The sequence below is a fragment of the Prevotella pallens genome, from assembly GCF_900454935.1.
Lineage (GTDB): Bacteria > Bacteroidota > Bacteroidia > Bacteroidales > Bacteroidaceae > Prevotella > Prevotella pallens.
The window spans coordinates 1,021,178-1,037,431 of the sequence record NZ_UGTP01000001.1 but is presented as its reverse complement, the minus strand read 5'-3'; the positions used below and the strand labels follow the sequence as shown (position 1 = coordinate 1,037,431).

Annotated in this window: 14 protein-coding genes; 7 read left to right on the top strand and 7 right to left on the bottom strand. The window is 33.5% G+C overall.

Annotated elements, in window-relative coordinates; translation table 11 throughout:
* Window positions 1-405 precede the first annotated feature (405 nt).
* The 6 genes from groL to DX009_RS04435 all read right to left on the bottom strand — a co-directional run bounded on the left by groL (window position 406) and on the right by DX009_RS04435 (window position 9,361).
* Complete coding sequence (gene groL, locus DX009_RS04460; RefSeq protein WP_112316975.1) at window positions 406-2,031, bottom strand: chaperonin GroEL; 1,626 nt, start codon at window positions 2,029-2,031, stop codon at window positions 406-408.
* Window positions 2,032-2,138: 107 nt separating this feature from the next.
* Window positions 2,139-2,408, bottom strand: a complete 270-nt coding sequence (locus DX009_RS04455) for a co-chaperone GroES (RefSeq protein ID WP_006045151.1) — start codon at window positions 2,406-2,408, stop codon at window positions 2,139-2,141.
* Between the two features lie 457 nt (window positions 2,409-2,865).
* Window positions 2,866-4,779 carry a RecQ family ATP-dependent DNA helicase gene (locus DX009_RS04450; RefSeq protein WP_115083148.1) on the bottom strand — a complete coding sequence of 638 codons (1,914 nt, stop codon included), beginning with the start codon at window positions 4,777-4,779 and terminating at the stop codon, window positions 2,866-2,868.
* 32 nt (window positions 4,780-4,811) lie between these two features.
* A complete protein-coding gene (recJ, locus tag DX009_RS04445; RefSeq protein ID WP_174262604.1) occupies window positions 4,812-6,536 on the bottom strand; it encodes a single-stranded-DNA-specific exonuclease RecJ in 1,725 nt (574 codons plus the stop codon).
* A gap of 134 nt (window positions 6,537-6,670) precedes the next feature.
* Window positions 6,671-7,876 carry a C1 family peptidase gene (locus DX009_RS04440; RefSeq protein WP_006045154.1) on the bottom strand — a complete coding sequence of 402 codons (1,206 nt, stop codon included), beginning with the start codon at window positions 7,874-7,876 and terminating at the stop codon, window positions 6,671-6,673.
* An 87-nt stretch (window positions 7,877-7,963) separates the two neighbouring features.
* A complete protein-coding gene (locus DX009_RS04435; protein WP_040595630.1) occupies window positions 7,964-9,361 on the bottom strand; it encodes an aminopeptidase P family protein in 1,398 nt (465 codons plus the stop codon).
* An 86-nt stretch (window positions 9,362-9,447) separates the two neighbouring features.
* On the opposite strand from DX009_RS04435, the gene DX009_RS04430 reads away from it, so the two are divergent.
* Complete coding sequence (locus DX009_RS04430; RefSeq protein ID WP_040595410.1) at window positions 9,448-10,317, top strand: patatin-like phospholipase family protein; 870 nt, start codon at window positions 9,448-9,450, stop codon at window positions 10,315-10,317.
* Window positions 10,318-10,322: 5 nt separating this feature from the next.
* On the opposite strand, the gene trmD is transcribed toward DX009_RS04430, so the two are convergent.
* A complete protein-coding gene (gene trmD / locus DX009_RS04425) occupies window positions 10,323-10,997 on the bottom strand; it encodes a tRNA (guanosine(37)-N1)-methyltransferase TrmD (protein WP_115083147.1) in 675 nt (224 codons plus the stop codon).
* 100 nt (window positions 10,998-11,097) lie between these two features.
* Between trmD and DX009_RS04420 the strand changes: the two genes are divergently transcribed.
* The 6 genes from DX009_RS04420 (at window position 11,098) to DX009_RS04395 (ending at window position 16,051) form a co-directional block, all read left to right on the top strand.
* A complete protein-coding gene (locus tag DX009_RS04420) occupies window positions 11,098-11,847 on the top strand; it encodes a nucleoside-specific channel-forming Tsx family protein (RefSeq protein ID WP_115083146.1) in 750 nt (249 codons plus the stop codon).
* 783 nt (window positions 11,848-12,630) lie between these two features.
* Window positions 12,631-12,942 carry a T9SS type A sorting domain-containing protein gene (locus DX009_RS04415; protein ID WP_040595632.1) on the top strand — a complete coding sequence of 104 codons (312 nt, stop codon included), beginning with the start codon at window positions 12,631-12,633 and terminating at the stop codon, window positions 12,940-12,942.
* Between the two features lie 36 nt (window positions 12,943-12,978).
* Complete coding sequence (locus tag DX009_RS04410) at window positions 12,979-13,524, top strand: RNA polymerase sigma factor (protein WP_115083145.1); 546 nt, start codon at window positions 12,979-12,981, stop codon at window positions 13,522-13,524.
* A gap of 79 nt (window positions 13,525-13,603) precedes the next feature.
* Window positions 13,604-14,014, top strand: coding sequence for a hypothetical protein (locus DX009_RS04405; RefSeq protein WP_006045162.1), 411 nt, complete (start codon window positions 13,604-13,606; stop codon window positions 14,012-14,014).
* Window positions 14,015-14,046: 32 nt separating this feature from the next.
* Window positions 14,047-14,463, top strand: a complete 417-nt coding sequence (locus DX009_RS04400; RefSeq protein WP_006045163.1) for a hypothetical protein — start codon at window positions 14,047-14,049, stop codon at window positions 14,461-14,463.
* Window positions 14,464-14,533: 70 nt separating this feature from the next.
* Window positions 14,534-16,051, top strand: a complete 1,518-nt coding sequence (locus DX009_RS04395; protein ID WP_115083144.1) for a glycoside hydrolase family 10 protein — start codon at window positions 14,534-14,536, stop codon at window positions 16,049-16,051.
* The last annotated feature ends 203 nt before the right edge of the window (window positions 16,052-16,254 follow it).

Below are 16,254 nucleotides of genomic sequence, written 5' to 3'. Positions count from 1 at the left end.
ACATCACAGAAGAAATCTATAATATTCATCTCAATAAAGGTCTTTCGATATTATAAAATAAAGACAAAAAAGGTTGTAGTTTACGCTATGATGTCTAACTTATAAATAATAGATATCTGAAATGCAACTGACAGATGTCTAAAACAAAAGTAATATTTGACTATTCCTTTGCCATAAAAATATAAATAGAACAAAGAGAATGATTATTAGTGAATTACAAGGATTTTAAGCACATTTTTGTCATATAAGCTTAATTTATTGTCATAATATATTATTTGGCTCTTTTAATTAAAAGACCCTGCCAGAATTATAGAAAATTCTAACAGGGTTTTATTTTTATTGATCAAGAGAAAAATAAATCTATAAACTATATTTTCTCTCCTTATCATCTTTTTATCAATTAGCTTACATCATACCACCCATACCAGGATTCATAGGAGCAGCAGGGGTTTCCTCTGGTTTATCCACAACAATACATTCTGTTGTAAGGAACATTCCAGCAATAGATGCAGCGTTCTCCAATGCAACACGAGCTACTTTTGCTGGATCGATAACACCAGCTACACGTAAATCTTCATATTGGTCGCGACGAGCATTATAACCAAAATCGCCTTTGCTTTCACGAACCTTATTAACAACTACAGCTCCTTCGCCTCCAGCATTAGAAACTATCTGACGAAGAGGTTCCTCTATAGCGCGACAAACGATATTAATACCTGTTTGTTCGTCAGAGTTGTCGCCCTTAAGATTCTTTAATACCTCTTGAGCACGAATATAGGTTGTACCACCACCAATAACAACACCTTCTTCAGTTGCTGCACGAGTAGCACAAAGTGCATCGTCTACACGATCTTTCTTCTCTTTCATTTCAACTTCAGAGTTAGCTCCTACATAGAGAACAGCTACTCCACCAGCAAGTTTTGCTAAGCGTTCTTGAAGTTTCTCTTTATCGTATTGACTCTTTGTATTTGCAATTTCGCTTTTAATTATATTTACACGATCAGCAATAGCTTCTTTGGAAGCTGCACCATCTACAATTGTCGTGAAATCCTTTGAAACTGTAACTTTCTTAGCAGAGCCTAACATCTCAAGTGTTGCCTTATCGAGAGTTAATCCTTTATCTTCGCTAATAACAACACCACCTGTCAACACTGCTATATCTTCCAACATTGCTTTACGACGATCACCAAAACCTGGAGCTTTTACTGCACAAATCTTTAATCCACCACGCAAACGGTTAACAACCAATGTGGTCAATGCTTCTGAATCAACATCTTCTGCTATAACTAACAATGGACGACCACTTTCAGCTGCAGGTTGTAAGATTGGTAAGAAATCTTTTACATTAGATATTTTTTTATCATAGATAAGAATATATGGATTTTCCATAAGAACTTCCATCTTATCTGTATCTGTTACGAAATAGCTTGAGAGATAGCCACGATCGAACTGCATACCTTCTACAACATCAATATTTGTATCGCGTGTTTTACTTTCTTCAATAGTAATAACACCATCTTTTGATACTTTACGCATTGCATCGGCTAGCAACTTACCTATTTCAGGATCATTATTTGCACTTACTGTGGCAACTTGTTCGATCTTGTCATAATTATTACCAACAATTTCTGCATTTTCCTTAATAAAATCTACAACTTTGTTTACAGCTTTATCAATACCGCGCTTCAAATCCATTGGATTTGCACCAGCAGCCACATTTTTTAAGCCTTCAGTTACAATTGCTTGTGTCAGAATGGTTGCAGTTGTCGTACCATCTCCAGCATCGTCTCCTGTTTTACTTGCTACACTTTTCACAAGTTGTGCTCCTGCATTTTCAAAACTATCTTCAAGTTCTATTTCTTTTGCTACTGTAACACCATCTTTTGTAATCTGTGGAGCACCAAATTTCTTCCCAATAACTACATTACGTCCCTTAGGACCTAATGTTACTTTTACAGCATCTGCTAATTGGTCTACACCACTCTTTAGCAATTCACGTGCATCTTTATTAAATTTTATATCTTTAGCCATCTGTATTTATCTTATTTATATGTCTATTTATTTAAATTTCATTGATATTTGTTATGTTCTACATCTAATAATAATATTATAATAGAAACATCAAGAATATATCTTTTTTATTCTACAATAGCTAGAATATCGCTTTGACGCATCATAAGATACTTCTCACCATCGTTTTCTATTTCTGTACCAGCATACTTACCATAGAAAACTTCATCTCCGACTTTCAAAATCATATCTTCGTCCTTCGTACCGTTACCAACAGCAACAACTTTACCACGCTGTGGTTTCTCTTTTGCTGTGTCTGGAATAATTATTCCGCCTACTTTTTGTTCTACCTCAACAGGAAGAATCAGAACTCGATCTGCTAATGGTTTAATTTTCATAATTATTTATTTTTTAAGTTTTGAATGTTCGTATAATAAAAACATCTCTATTGAATGTTCGACAGTTCATATACGAAAACTATGCCAAAAATCATTATAGAGATAATATAACTAAATGGTAAATAAATTATTTAGGTAGACCAATATAAACACGACTATACCTAAAAAAGTAATTTCTACCTGATACAACTATATCGTCCAAAAAACAGATTTTCATATTTATTGTAAATATATGAAAGCCTGGTAATTATATGATTATATTTAAAAGGAATTCAAAAGTATCTCTATAGGCTCATATATATTCTTTAAAAGATTCTTTATGTAATTAGATTCTCGAATGAAAAAGGAAAGAAAAAGTGATATTAAGCCATAAGATAGAATTACATTGTAAAACTGCCAAGATTGTCAGTAGCAATATGCCATATTTGGCATAAATAGTTTAATTAAAAAAGATTGCTCATTTAAAATTCCAATAAAGGAAACTACCTTCCATATATATATATTCTTCTGCAATAAGTTCTTTTAATACAGTTTGCAAAGAGTCTTGATTAGTTAAAGAAGCATTTTTATCTATATTCTTTAATTCGGTAATATGGTGTTTCTTTCCATCTGATAACAAAGAACATATAGTCTCTCGTAATACCTTTTTCAATTCCTTATCTTCGTCTTTATAAGCAAGACAAACATCGCAACAACCACAGTCAGTGCTGCATTTTTCACCAAAATAGCGTAAAAGTTGTCTGCTACGACATATATAACTATTCTTCATATAGTTTATCATCGCAGCGATACGCTCTTCAAATTTTTCTTTTCGATCTTCGTAAATAGTCTTCGGTATTTTTATTTCCTCACTATCAACACGTTCTCGAAGATATTTTATTATAGGAATATTCTTACGTGGTATAAAATTTATAATCCGTTTTCGGCTGAGATTTTGCAATATATGATAAGTCTGATTTCTATCCAAACCTACTAAATCGGCAATATAGCTTTCATCAACATAACGATAATCTGTAAACAGACCAGGATAGCTTCTTAACAAAGCAGAAATTACCATTTCTTCTTCGCCTGTTTGTTCTCCTAATCTATATAATTCATCGCGGGATAGAATAAAATGAATACGTGCCTTAGTATCTGGTTCAGAATTATAATAAATATATCCAGCACGAGTCAAAATATGTAGAGCAGCATCTACTTGTATAGGAAAGTGATGGAAATAAATACAAAATTTATCTATGGGAAATTCAAAGGTAGCATCTCTTCCACTATCTACACCTATTTGATAGAAGTATGCTAAATGTTCGTAGATAGTACGTATTTCGTCTTTTTCAGGAAAGTTCTCCTTAATCCGTTTCTTTAAATTACGCTCGTCATTACCTGAATTGTAAAGCAAAATAGCATACGATTTTTTACCATCTCTACCTGCGCGACCTGCTTCTTGAAAATAGGCTTCGATAGAACTTGGTGGATCTAGATGTATAACTAAACGAACATCCGCCTTGTCAATACCCATTCCAAAAGCATTAGTAGCAACAATAACTCGTTTTTCGTTAGCCTGCCATTCATTTTGACGATTATTCTTATCTATATTTTCCAACCCTGCATGATACCACGTTGCAGATACTCCATTTTTGATTAAGAATTCTGCAGCTTCTTTTGTACGTCTTCTGCTTTGACAATATACTATAGCCGGACCTTCTACTGATTGTAATATATGAAGCATCTCATTGAACTTTTCTTGTGTTGTGCGTAAAACATAAGAAAGATTCTTCCGCTCAAAACTCATTCGAAAGACATTCTCCGCTGCAAATCCTAATAGCGCCTGAATATCTTTTACTACTTCTGGTGTTGCTGTTGCAGTAAGCGCAAGTAATGGGACTGTAGGAAGTAAACTTCTAATCTTTATGATCTCAAGATAAGAAGGACGAAAATCATATCCCCATTGACTAATACAGTGGGCTTCATCTACAGTGATAAAACACACTTTTATGTGTTTTAATTTTACTTGAAAGAGTTCAGAGCTAAGACGTTCTGGAGATATATAGAGCAATTTTATACCACCAAAGATACAATTCTCGAGTATTGATACTATTTCATCACGTGATAATCCCGAATGAATTGCAGCAGCTTTAATATGTCGACGACGAAGATTATCTACCTGATCTTTCATTAGTGAAATTAAAGGAGTAATAACAATACACACACCTTCTTTAGCTAAGGCTGGAACTTGAAAGGTAATAGATTTACCACCACCAGTAGGCATAAGACCTAATGTATCTTTCCCACTCCCTATACTCTCTATAATTTCTTTCTGTATACCTCGAAAATCAGGATAGTTCCAATATTTATGAAGTATCTCCTTGTAGGTCATAGTAAAATTATTTCACAAATAAGAATATTTGCTTATGCATTCTCTGAAGGACGAATACCTTCTATCTGAAGTTGTACAGCACCACGTTTAAATACATTATCCTCTATTGTATAAACTATATCGAACGAGCGTTTTGATTTTATATAGCGTGCAGAACGACTTTGTCCAAAAGCAATACCATTCATAACATTATTCGATTTAGAGTCTACAAGTTCCAATTTTATATGTTCTTGTTCTCTACCTACAACTTTACTGGTCCCAAAATCAAATACTTCTTTTGTACAAAATAATGGTTTTACATTTTCTGGACCAAATGGTGCAAAGCGTTTTAAATCATTATGGAATTTTTTCGTAATATCTTTAAAATCAATAACAGCATCAATATCTAATGTAGCTTCTGTCTGATGAGGTTCAATATGCTCATCAACATACTTTTGAAATCGATCTCGAAACTCTTTTACATTCTCCCATCTTAACGTTAAACCAGCTGCATAAGTATGACCACCAAAGTTTGTAAGCAAATCACTACAACTCTCTATAGCAGAATAAAGATCAAAACCCGCAGCCGTTCGTGCAGAACCCGTAGCAAAATCACCTTCACGAGTAATAACGATAGTTGGACGATAGTAAATTTCTGTTAGACGAGAAGCAACAATACCAATAACACCTTTTTTCCAATGTTCATCGTAAAGCACAATACTATTTTGATGTTTCTGACTTTCCAAACGTTCTACAATTTGATTAGCCTCCTCTGTCATTTGTCTATCAACATCTTTTCGCTTATCATTATACTTATCTATATGCTTTGCTTCTAATAGTGCAGAAGCTAAATCACGTTCCACAAGTAAGTCTACACTTTCTCGACCACTCTCCATACGTCCACTTGCATTAATACGTGGACCTATCTTAAAGATTATATCGCTCATTGAAATTTCTCTTCCCGTAAGCCCACATATATCTATTATAGCTTGTAATCCCACACTGGGATTTTGATTTAATTGTTTTAAACCATGAAAAGCAAGTATCCTATTTTCACCTACAACAGGAACAAGATCTGCGGCAATGCTTACAGAGCAGAAATCAAGAAATGGAATAAGGCGCGAGAATGGTATATTATTGTTCTTTGCAAATGCCTGCATAAACTTAAAACCAACCCCACAGCCACATAAATCTTTAAAAGGGAAACTATCATCAATGCGTTTTGGATTTAATATAGCAACAGCCGGTGGCATATTATTATCAGGAACATGATGATCGCAAATAATAAAATCAATGCCTTGTTCTTTTGCATAACTAATCTCTTCAACTGCTTTTATACCACAGTCTAGTATAATAATAAGTTTTACCCCTGTATCTTTCGCAAAATCTATTCCTTTCTTACTTACTCCATAACCCTCATCGTAACGATCTGGAATATAATAATCTATATTAGAATAAAATTGTCGTAAAAATTTATATACCAATGCTACAGCTGTACAACCATCTACATCATAATCTCCGTAGACCATAATACGCTCTTTACGCCCCATTGCATCGTTTAATCTATCAACGGCAACGTCCATATCTTGCATTAAGAAAGGGTCGATAAGATCTGAAAGTTGTGGCCGGAAAAATCGTTTTGCAGCACTTTCAGTTGTTATCCCACGCCTTATAAGTAACGAAGCAAGAATAGGACTTATATTAAGTTTTTCTCCTAACTCTATTGCTGCGTTAGCCTGTTCAGATGTAGATGGTGTATAATTCCATTTTAATTGCATCTTTATTATTTTTATTTCTGCTTGTAAAGGTACAAAAAAAAGTGTAAGTCTCAAAAGACTTACACTTTTTAATTCTATATAGCTCCATTAAAGCTTCAGTAAAACTCTAAGAAAGCTCAATAGTTAGCATTTAATTACAAACCTAACTTTTTGCGAATGTCTGAAGGAATAGCATTCTTGTTAACCATAAAGTCCATTGTGTTTGCAGCAATAAAGTTCTTAGTCATATACCAGATACCTTTATATTTACCAGTTTCACCCCAAGAGTTCTTTACCATATAATATTCCTTACCAAATTGATCTTTAGCGATACCAAAGATAAGCATACCGTGGTCGTCTGTAAGTTCCCATGTATCGTAACGGTCTTGACGCATCTTCTGTGTAGGAGTTACTTCTGGAACTTTTGCACCAAGTTCATCAATAAGACTACGTTGTTTTGCAGGAGAAAGTCCCAACCAACGTGCCATATCGCTACCTTGTAGGCTTTGAACTTTATTTCCATCTACCATATATGCAAGACCATCGCGTGTGAAACCAGGTTCACTAACATCACCTCCCCATGCTATACAATAACCATTCATTACAGCATTATCTATAATCTTCATCATTTCGTCCATAGGTACATTATAAGATTGTGGCATACGCCAATTATCTTGTACTTCTACAGCAAACGAAGTATAGAATGGATGATGTGTATAAGAGGTTATAGTTACATAATTATTCCAATCTAAACCTAAACTTGCAGCAAATTGCTTCGGAGTATATGTCTTTCCTTCATAGGTGAATTTCTCAGGACATTTACCTAAATAAGAATCAATAATCCCTTGAAGACCTGGTTTCCACTGATTAGAAATTTTACTTGACTTATTCTTTGCTACAGCATTTACGTATGGTTCCATTACAGAGAAGAATTCATTAAAGTTAAATAAAGAATCACCTGTTAAAGAACCAGGGAATGGCATTGCTCCTTCGGGACAAATACCATAATTTTCAAGACAGAAAAGAGGATCATAGCATGAACCACCTTGTGCAAACTGAGCATCGCCGTGCATACGAACCACTTGAATAGCGCGATCCATATAAGTCTTATTAGCTACAAAACTTTCACAAAGATCATAGGTTTTACCTGTTGCTTTTAAGATTTCTGATTCAAAGTAGGCCAATGTTGAATAATCCCAACACGTACCTGAACGATTTTGATTTTTAATGCTTGTGATAGGATTCTCCTTAATCACTGTAAATACCGGACTGTTGTCCACCTTCTTTGCAACTTTTTTAGGAGCTGCATTCGCACTAGCTGCAAAAATTGCGAAAAGTGCGAGCACTAAAGTTTTTTTCATAATTCTAAAATGCTTACCAGTAAGTTTACATTCTGGTTTTCTTTAAAAATTTAAGTTGTTAATAATTATTTTTTCTTTATATCTAAATTAAGCATTCATAAAATCTTCAATATCTTTTGGATAATAAGGTATACGGTCTTTACCTATGAAACGACAACCTTCTTTTGTAACAAGTATATCGTCCTCTATACGAATACCACCAAAATCTTTATATGTATCAAGCTTATCAAAGTTTAGGAACTCTGCGCAATGTTTCTTTGCACGCCATTCATCAATAAGTGCAGGAATGAAATAGATACCAGGCTCATCTGTTACAACAAAACCTTCTTGTAAACGACGTCCCATACGCAAACAATTTGTTCCAAATTGTTCAAGGTTAGGACGAGTTTCTTCATCAAACCCTACATATATCTGTCCTAAAGCTTCCATATCGTGAACATCAAGGCCCATCATGTGTCCTAATCCATGAGGTAAGAACATTGCATGTGCACCAGCAGCTACAGCAGCATTAGTATCTCCTTTTGCTAAACCTAATTCTTTCATACGCTCAAAGATAATACGACAAACTGCAAAGTGTACATCAGCATATTTCACTCCTGGTTTCGATAATTTCAAAGCTGCATCATGAGCTTCTACTACTACATTATATATATCGAGTTGGCGTTGCGTAAATTTTCCATTTACAGGGAATGTTCGTGTATTATCAGAACAATAGTGACTCATCGTTTCTCCACCACAATCGCACAAAACAAGTCTGCCATCTTCTAATTCTGCCATTGATGGATTTCCATGCATTATTTCTCCATGTTGTGAGAAAATTATCGGGAAAGATACCATTGAACCATAAGAATTAGCAATTCCTTCTACCTGACCAGCTACATATTTTTCTGTAAGTCCTGGCTTTGTAATGCGCATTGCAGTAGTGTGCATCTTATAACCAATAACAGCTGCACGTTCTAGTTCTTCTATTTCTTCTGCAGTTTTTACAGAGCGCATCTTTACTACTGCATTAATAAGTTCTAAACTTGCTTCTTCTTTTTGTTTATTGGGGTGGATACCAAGTAAATCACAAATTTGAATCTTAATATCAGAACGATAAGGTGGCAAGAAATGTATTTTTCTATTTGATGCTTTGGCTTTATCGCAAATAGTTTTCAATTCGCTCATTGGAGCAGAATTACTTACTCCTACCTGAGCAGCAAGGTCACTAACAGCATCAACACTACCAAACCATACAATGTCTTCAATGTCAATATCATTGCCTATCAGTATTTCTTTGTTGTCATTAACATCAATAACACCAACAAGACCATCACGTTGTTGACCAAAATAATATAAAAACGACGAATCCTGACGGAAGGGAGAATACCCATTCGCTGGTGAATTTACTGGCGATTCGTTGTTTCCAAACAATAAGATAATGCCGTCTTTCACAAGCTTCTTAAGCTCTGCACGGCGCTGTATATACGTCTCTTTATTAAACATAACTGCTTTCATATATTAGTTTAGCTGCAAAGATAATAAATATTCTCATAAAAACACTAACTTTGCAGTGCTTTTATTTATTTTTTATGGAAATCGATATAAATACAGGATTAGTATTAGAGGGAGGAGGTATGCGAGGAGTGTTTACTTCTGGTGTTCTTGATGCTTTTATGAAGTTTAATATCTATTTTAAATATGTAGTTGCAGTTTCTGCCGGAGCATGTAACGGACTTTCGTATATGAGCAGACAACCACGTAGGGCTAGAGTTTCAAATATCGATTTATTAGCTAAATATGATTATATTGGAATTCGGCATCTTGTTACACAGGGTTGCATTTTCGACCCTGAATTTCTTTATGAACGTTTTCCTTACGAGATAATTCCTTTCGATTACGATACTTTTTTTGAAAAGATGAATTTAGGTTATTCTTTCGAAATGGTAACAACCAATTGTGAAACTGGAAGATGCGAATATTTACAAGAACGTAATGGTAATAAACATAGACTCAACGAAATTGCACGTGCTTCGAGTAGTTTACCATACGTTAGCAAAATTGTAGAGATAGATGGTATTCCTATGCTTGATGGTGGAATTATCGACTCAATTCCTCTTCTTCATGCTATAGAGAAAGGACACAGCCAAAATGTTGTTATTTGCACACGCAATAAAGGGTGGCGCGAAACTAGCAAAGATTTTAAAATACCAAAGTTTATCTATCGGAATTATCCACGTTTACGCGTTGTGTTGAGTCATAGAATAGATGCTTATAATAAGCAATTAGATATGATAGACAAATACGAAAAAGAAGGAAGAATAATAGTATTGCGACCTATAAGACCTGTTGAAGTTGGAAGAATGGAAAAAGATATAGAAAAGTTAGAATCCCTCTACAACGAAGGATTTAATATTGGAGAAGAATTCTGTAGGGCTAACCTAAAACTAGCTAATAACTAAATAAGCTACTTTAATAAATCAGGGCGCAAACGTTTTGTTCTTTCCATTGCTTGTTCAAATTCCCATTGATTTATTTTTGCTTCGTGCCCACTCAACAATATCTCTGGAACATCCCACCCTTTATAACTTCGTGGACGCGTATAAATAGGAGCCGACAGTATATTATCTTGAAAACAATCAGACAATGCACTTTGCTCATCTCCAATTACACCTGGAATAATTCGAATTACAGCATCTGCAATAATGGCTGCTGGTAATTCTCCGCCTGTTAAAACAAAATCGCCTACCGAAATTTCCTTTGTTATTAAGTGTTCTCTTACTCGCTGATCAACTCCTTTATAATGACCAGCCAATATAATAAAATTACCACCTAAAGAAAGGTCGTTTGCCATTTTCTGATTAAACAGTTCTCCATCAGGCGATGTAAATATAACTTCGTCATATTCTCTTTCTGCTTTCAATGCACTTATACAACGGTCTATTGGTTCTATCTGCATCACCATTCCCGCTTGCCCTCCAAAAGGATAATCATCTACACGACGCCACTTATCTTTACTGTAATCGCGAAGGTTATGCAAATGTATTTCTGCTAAACCTTTCTTTTCTGCTCGTGCCAAAATACTCTCATGCACAAAGCCTTCAAGCATCTCGGGTAATACTGTTATTATATCTATTCTCATATTGTAAATACAAAGTTACCAATATTTTCAACGAAAAGATATAGCCTTTAAGTTTTTTTTGTAACTTTGTACTCAAATTCTAATCGAAACAAAGATACTTATGAAAAAAATCTTTACTCTCGCCATCAGCTGTATGGCATTCTTTTGTGGTTCTCAAGCACAAAATGTGCAATTCCACTATGACCTTGGCCATAATCTTTCAAAAGATTTAAGCAACAGGCCAGCTGTTACCACTACTGTAGAAATGTTTAAACCCGATAAATGGGGGTCTACTTTCCTATTTACAGATATTGATTATAAAAACGATGGTGCTGTAGGTGCTTACTGGGAAATTTCAAGAGAATTTTCTATTACTAAAAATAAACGCTGGGCAGCCCATATTGAATATAATGGTGGTGCTGCAACTGGCGAACTTGCAACTGGATATTATGGAAATCGTTTTCAACATGCAGCTCTTTTTGGTGGTGCATGGAATTGGGCTAATAAGGATTTCTCAAAAACTTTCAGCGTGCAACTTATGTATAAATACTATTTCAAAAATAAAACTACAGGTGCACACCCATTTAATGGTTTCCAACTTACCGAAGTGTGGGGATTAAATTTCGCAAAAGGATTATGTTCTTTCAATGGTTTCTGCGACTTATGGTACGACCCAAATGTAAGTGGAAAACTTATTTTAATATCTGAGCCTCAATTCTGGTTTAATTTAAACACACTAAAAGGTATGCAAGGAGTAAATCTCTCTTTAGGCTCAGAAGTTGAAATTAGCAACAATTTTGTTTGGAACAATAAGGGCAAACACAATAAGTTTTATGCCATTCCAACAATTGCTGCAAAGTGGACTTTCTAAACATTCCTCCATTTAGAAATCTCTTTCCATACAATAGTTTATATTCGTTGAATACTATATCTTTTAATGTCAGCACGTCAAACATCTCTTTGACGTGCTGATTTTCTTATAAACATATACCCCACTTCATTCCCTTGGAGCTGTAAATATCTTCACAAAGCTCTATAGTAGAACCATATAAATATTAGGGAAACTTTCAAATTTTAATATTTCTGTGAGTGTTTTCAAACTTAATTCTTCTCTCATAAAATCTGCCATAATTATGTTTCTAAAATTTATAATAAAAACTCGGGAGATTTATAATAAGAAAATTAAAATTTATAATTACAAAATTTTAATTTTATCATAAAAAAAATCCATAGCTTACTTTAAAAGCTATTTTAAGTTAAGTTCTAAATCTGTCTTTTCCTGTTTTTTATTACTATACACGTCTTATTATAGTAGCTACTTCTGTAGATTATTTTGTGTTATGCTTACTGAATAGTTGAACAAAAAAGGATAATCCACACCAAAAATAATAGACACGTTACCTTTGACAAATTCTTCTTTTAACGAAAGATTTATCGTTTTCCACTTATATTTAAGGTATAAGCAAGGTATGCTACTGAAAATAAATACGAAATATACCAAGCAAATTCAAAAGAAAATATAGTTATATCAACCACTTCTTTGTATGGATTTCACAGAATGTACCTTAATAAATATTAAAACAAGAATAAGCCTGAATAAAAGCGTAGTTTTTAAAATAAAAGTATTATCTTTGCATTCAAACATATAATGCGTATGAAAAGAAGAATATATACTTTTTTATTTGCTATAGCCCTTTTAAGTTTTGCATTACCAACGACTATAAAAGCCGAAACGTCGTTAGAAATGATAGAACAGGACATTCATAATATTTCTATTTCTGTTTATGGGTCTGTTCTTCGTATTGAAGGTGCAAACGACGAAATGCTACAAATATATAATGTAACAGGTGTATGTGTTATGAGTCTTAGAGTAGATGGACAAGATAAACGCTACAATCTTAATTTGCCCAAAGGGTGTTATATTGTAAAAGTTGGTAAAGTTGTTCGTAAGATTTCTATTCGATAAATCTTACTTATATAGAAACTAATCCATTTTTTATCTGTGGTGCACGAAATAGAAGAATCAAAACTCCTAAAAGCATTAGCAGATCCTAAAACACGTTACAAGGCATTTACATTATTGGTAAACGAATATAGTAAACCTTTGTATTGGAAAATACGAAGCTTTGTTTTGTCGCACGACGATACAGACGATATTCTTCAAAATACCTTTTTGAAAGCATGGAAAAACATAGAACGTTTTGAAGGGAAATCAAAAATATCTACGTGGCTATATAGTATTGCTATTAATGAATCGTTAAACTTATTACGTTCTCAAAAAGAAACCATTAATATTAGTAATTATAATAGCATTAGTAATTCGCTTTTAGCTGATTGTTATTTCGATGGAAATAAAGGACAAGCTATATTACAAGAAGCAATTGCGACCTTACCAGAGGTTCAACGTACTGTATTTATAATGAAATATTACGATGGTTTAAAATATCCCGAAATACACCAAATACTTGGAACAAGTGAAGGCGCTTTAAAAGCATCTTACCATATTGCAGTAAAAAAAATATCGCAATATATAAAGGAAAACGAATAAATTTCAACAACCAAATTAAACCAAAACGCATTATATTTGTCGAACTATCAGTAATAAACTAAAGCAAGGAATAATAATTGTGATAAACTTAGAAAAACAATTACTTACAAAATTTGGAAACAGACGACCATTTAAGACGCCTGAAGGTTATTTCGACAATTTAGAAATGCGAGTTATGTCGCAAATAAAAGCCGAAGAGACAAATAACAACGAGGTAAAAGAAAATGGTGAAAAAAAACATCATACATTTGCCAGATATCTACGCCCATTAATAATAGCAGCCTCTTTTATCGGACTAATTATTGGCGGAATAGCTATACAGTTCTTTATTCAGGGACATAATAATATAGAAAATACTCATAACACAGAAGCTACTTCTGCAGCCACAACTGCAAAAGCAAAATCTGCAAATAATGAATATTTAGACGATGTAACAGAATATATGATGCTTGATAAAGATGATGTTTATTCATATTTAGCAGACAATTAATTGATAGAACAAATACATATAACATTTTGATAATGAGAAGAATATTAATAGCTATTATAGTATTTATTAGTGCAATCAATTTGTCTGCACAACGTAAATTCGATCCTAATAAGTTTAGAATGGAGATACATCAATATATTGTAACTTCAGCTAATTTAACAGAACAAGAGTCAGCAAAATTGCTACCTATCTACGATGAAATGATAAATAAACAACGTTTGCTACATAAAAAATTGCACAAATTGCAAGATAGCAATCTACAAAATAATGCGAAGGCTAAAAATATTATTCTTCAGATAGACAATTTACATATACAAATAAAACAGATAGAAAAAACTTATCATTTAAAGATGCTTCGTGTAATTTCTGCTATAAAATTAGCAGAAGTATTAAAAGCTGAACGATATTTCCATAAACAATATTTTCGTAATGCCGCACAGAAGAGGTAGTTAAACTCTATCCAAATTAATAATAAAAAGAATTTATTAATCCATTTAAATTTAATCTATAAAATTTATAATGAAATTACGTTGTTCGCAATTTGCAAAAACAGTTTTAATTCTGTTCCTACTATTTGTAAGTAGTTATTCTTTTTCTGCGAGTCTCCCTAAAAAACGTCAATTTAGAGGGGCATGGATTCAATGTGTTAATGGTCAGTTCCAAAATCTTGGGAGCGAACAAATGCAACGGACACTTATTTACCAACTCGATAAATTGCAACAGGTGGGAGTAAATGCAATCATTTTCCAAATTCGTGCCGAATGCGATGCACTTTATCCCAGTAAATACGAACCATGGAGTAAATTTTTAACGGGGAAACAAGGCAGTGCCCCATCTCCTTATTGGGATCCTTTACAATGGATGATAGAACAATGCCATAAACGTGGAATGGAACTTCATGCATGGATAAATCCTTTTCGGGCAAAAACAAAAGGAACTACACAGCTTGCTTCTAATCATATAGCAATACAACACCCTGAACGAGTTTTCGATTATGATGGTCTAAAAATTCTTAATCCAGGTATTCCCGAAAATCGAGATTATATCTGCAATATAGTAACAGACATATTACAACGTTATGATGTAGATGGTTTGCACATTGACGATTATTTCTACCCTTATCCAGCAGCAGGACAACGCATTCCAGATTTAAAAGAATTTAGTTTATATGGAGGAGGATTTGGTCGTATTCAAGATTGGCGTCGCGATAATGTTGATATATTTATAAAACAACTTGGAGAAACTATTCATAAAGTTAAACCATGGGTAAAATTTGGAGTATCGCCATTTGGAATATACAGAAATGAAAAAAGTGCACCCAATATTGGAAGCAAAACAAACGGACTACAAAACTATGACGACCTTTATGCTGATGTTTTAAAATGGGTAAATAATGGCTGGATAGACTATTGTGTACCACAAATTTATTGGGAAATAGGAAATAAAGCTGCCGATTATAAAGAACTTATTACATGGTGGAATCGTTATGCATCAAATCGTCCTTTATATATAGGCGAAGATGTTTTACGTACAGTAAAAGCTGCCGATCCACAGAATCCAAATTCTCATCAATTACCTGCAAAACATAAATTACACGAACAATGTTCAAATGTTCAAGGAACAGTTTTATGGTATGCGGCTGCTGTAGTAAATAATCCTGGTAATTATGCCAAACTATTACAAAGCAATTATTGGCGTTATCCTGCTTTGCAACCTTTAATGCCATTTATAGATAATAAAGCTCCCAAAAAACCACGAGCATTAAAAGTAAGTTGGTCAGACGATGGGTGTTTATTACATTGGAAAGCTCCAAAAGGAAAAGGTTGGGAAAACGAAGCTTATAAATATGTTGTTTATAAATTTGGGCCTGACGAAGAAATAGATTTAGATAATCCAATGAAGATTGTAGCTATTACATATCAAACTGCACTTCGGTTGAATTATAATGGAGGAGATACAAAATATACTTATGTAGTTACAGCACTCGACAGAATGAGTAACGAAAGTGTAGGCAAGAAAAAGAAAATAAAACTATAATCATTTTTATTTCTCTATAACATAAATAAGTCTTATTAATGGTTATTTTTCCGAGATATCTATAATACAATTATAATATAATAATGTATAAGAAAACAGACGATGTCGTTATAAATATAGACATCGTCTGTTTTTTCATTAGATGAAACTTAAACCTTTTCTTATTATTTCTTTGTAAATTTAAGAGGAAAACCTTATATTTG

What these genes read in the sequence shown, in the direction of transcription:
- DX009_RS04435 (WP_040595630.1), bottom strand. Translation starts at nt 9,361, where the DNA reads ATGTTTAATAAAGAGACGTATATACAGCGCCGTGCAGAGCTTAAGAAG.
- trmD (WP_115083147.1), bottom strand. Translation starts at nt 10,997, where the DNA reads ATGAGAATAGATATAATAACAGTATTACCCGAGATGCTTGAAGGCTTT.
- DX009_RS04450 (WP_115083148.1), bottom strand. Translation starts at nt 4,779, where the DNA reads ATGACCTACAAGGAGATACTTCATAAATATTGGAACTATCCTGATTTT.
- recJ (WP_174262604.1), bottom strand. Translation starts at nt 6,536, where the DNA reads ATGCAATTAAAATGGAATTATACACCATCTACATCTGAACAGGCTAAC.
- DX009_RS04415 (WP_040595632.1), top strand. Translation starts at nt 12,631, where the DNA reads ATGAAAAGAAGAATATATACTTTTTTATTTGCTATAGCCCTTTTAAGT.
- groL (WP_112316975.1), bottom strand. Translation starts at nt 2,031, where the DNA reads ATGGCTAAAGATATAAAATTTAATAAAGATGCACGTGAATTGCTAAAG.
- DX009_RS04430 (WP_040595410.1), top strand. Translation starts at nt 9,448, where the DNA reads ATGGAAATCGATATAAATACAGGATTAGTATTAGAGGGAGGAGGTATG.
- DX009_RS04440 (WP_006045154.1), bottom strand. Translation starts at nt 7,876, where the DNA reads ATGAAAAAAACTTTAGTGCTCGCACTTTTCGCAATTTTTGCAGCTAGT.
- DX009_RS04420 (WP_115083146.1), top strand. Translation starts at nt 11,098, where the DNA reads ATGAAAAAAATCTTTACTCTCGCCATCAGCTGTATGGCATTCTTTTGT.
- DX009_RS04455 (WP_006045151.1), bottom strand. Translation starts at nt 2,408, where the DNA reads ATGAAAATTAAACCATTAGCAGATCGAGTTCTGATTCTTCCTGTTGAG.
- DX009_RS04400 (WP_006045163.1), top strand. Translation starts at nt 14,047, where the DNA reads ATGAGAAGAATATTAATAGCTATTATAGTATTTATTAGTGCAATCAAT.
- DX009_RS04395 (WP_115083144.1), top strand. Translation starts at nt 14,534, where the DNA reads ATGAAATTACGTTGTTCGCAATTTGCAAAAACAGTTTTAATTCTGTTC.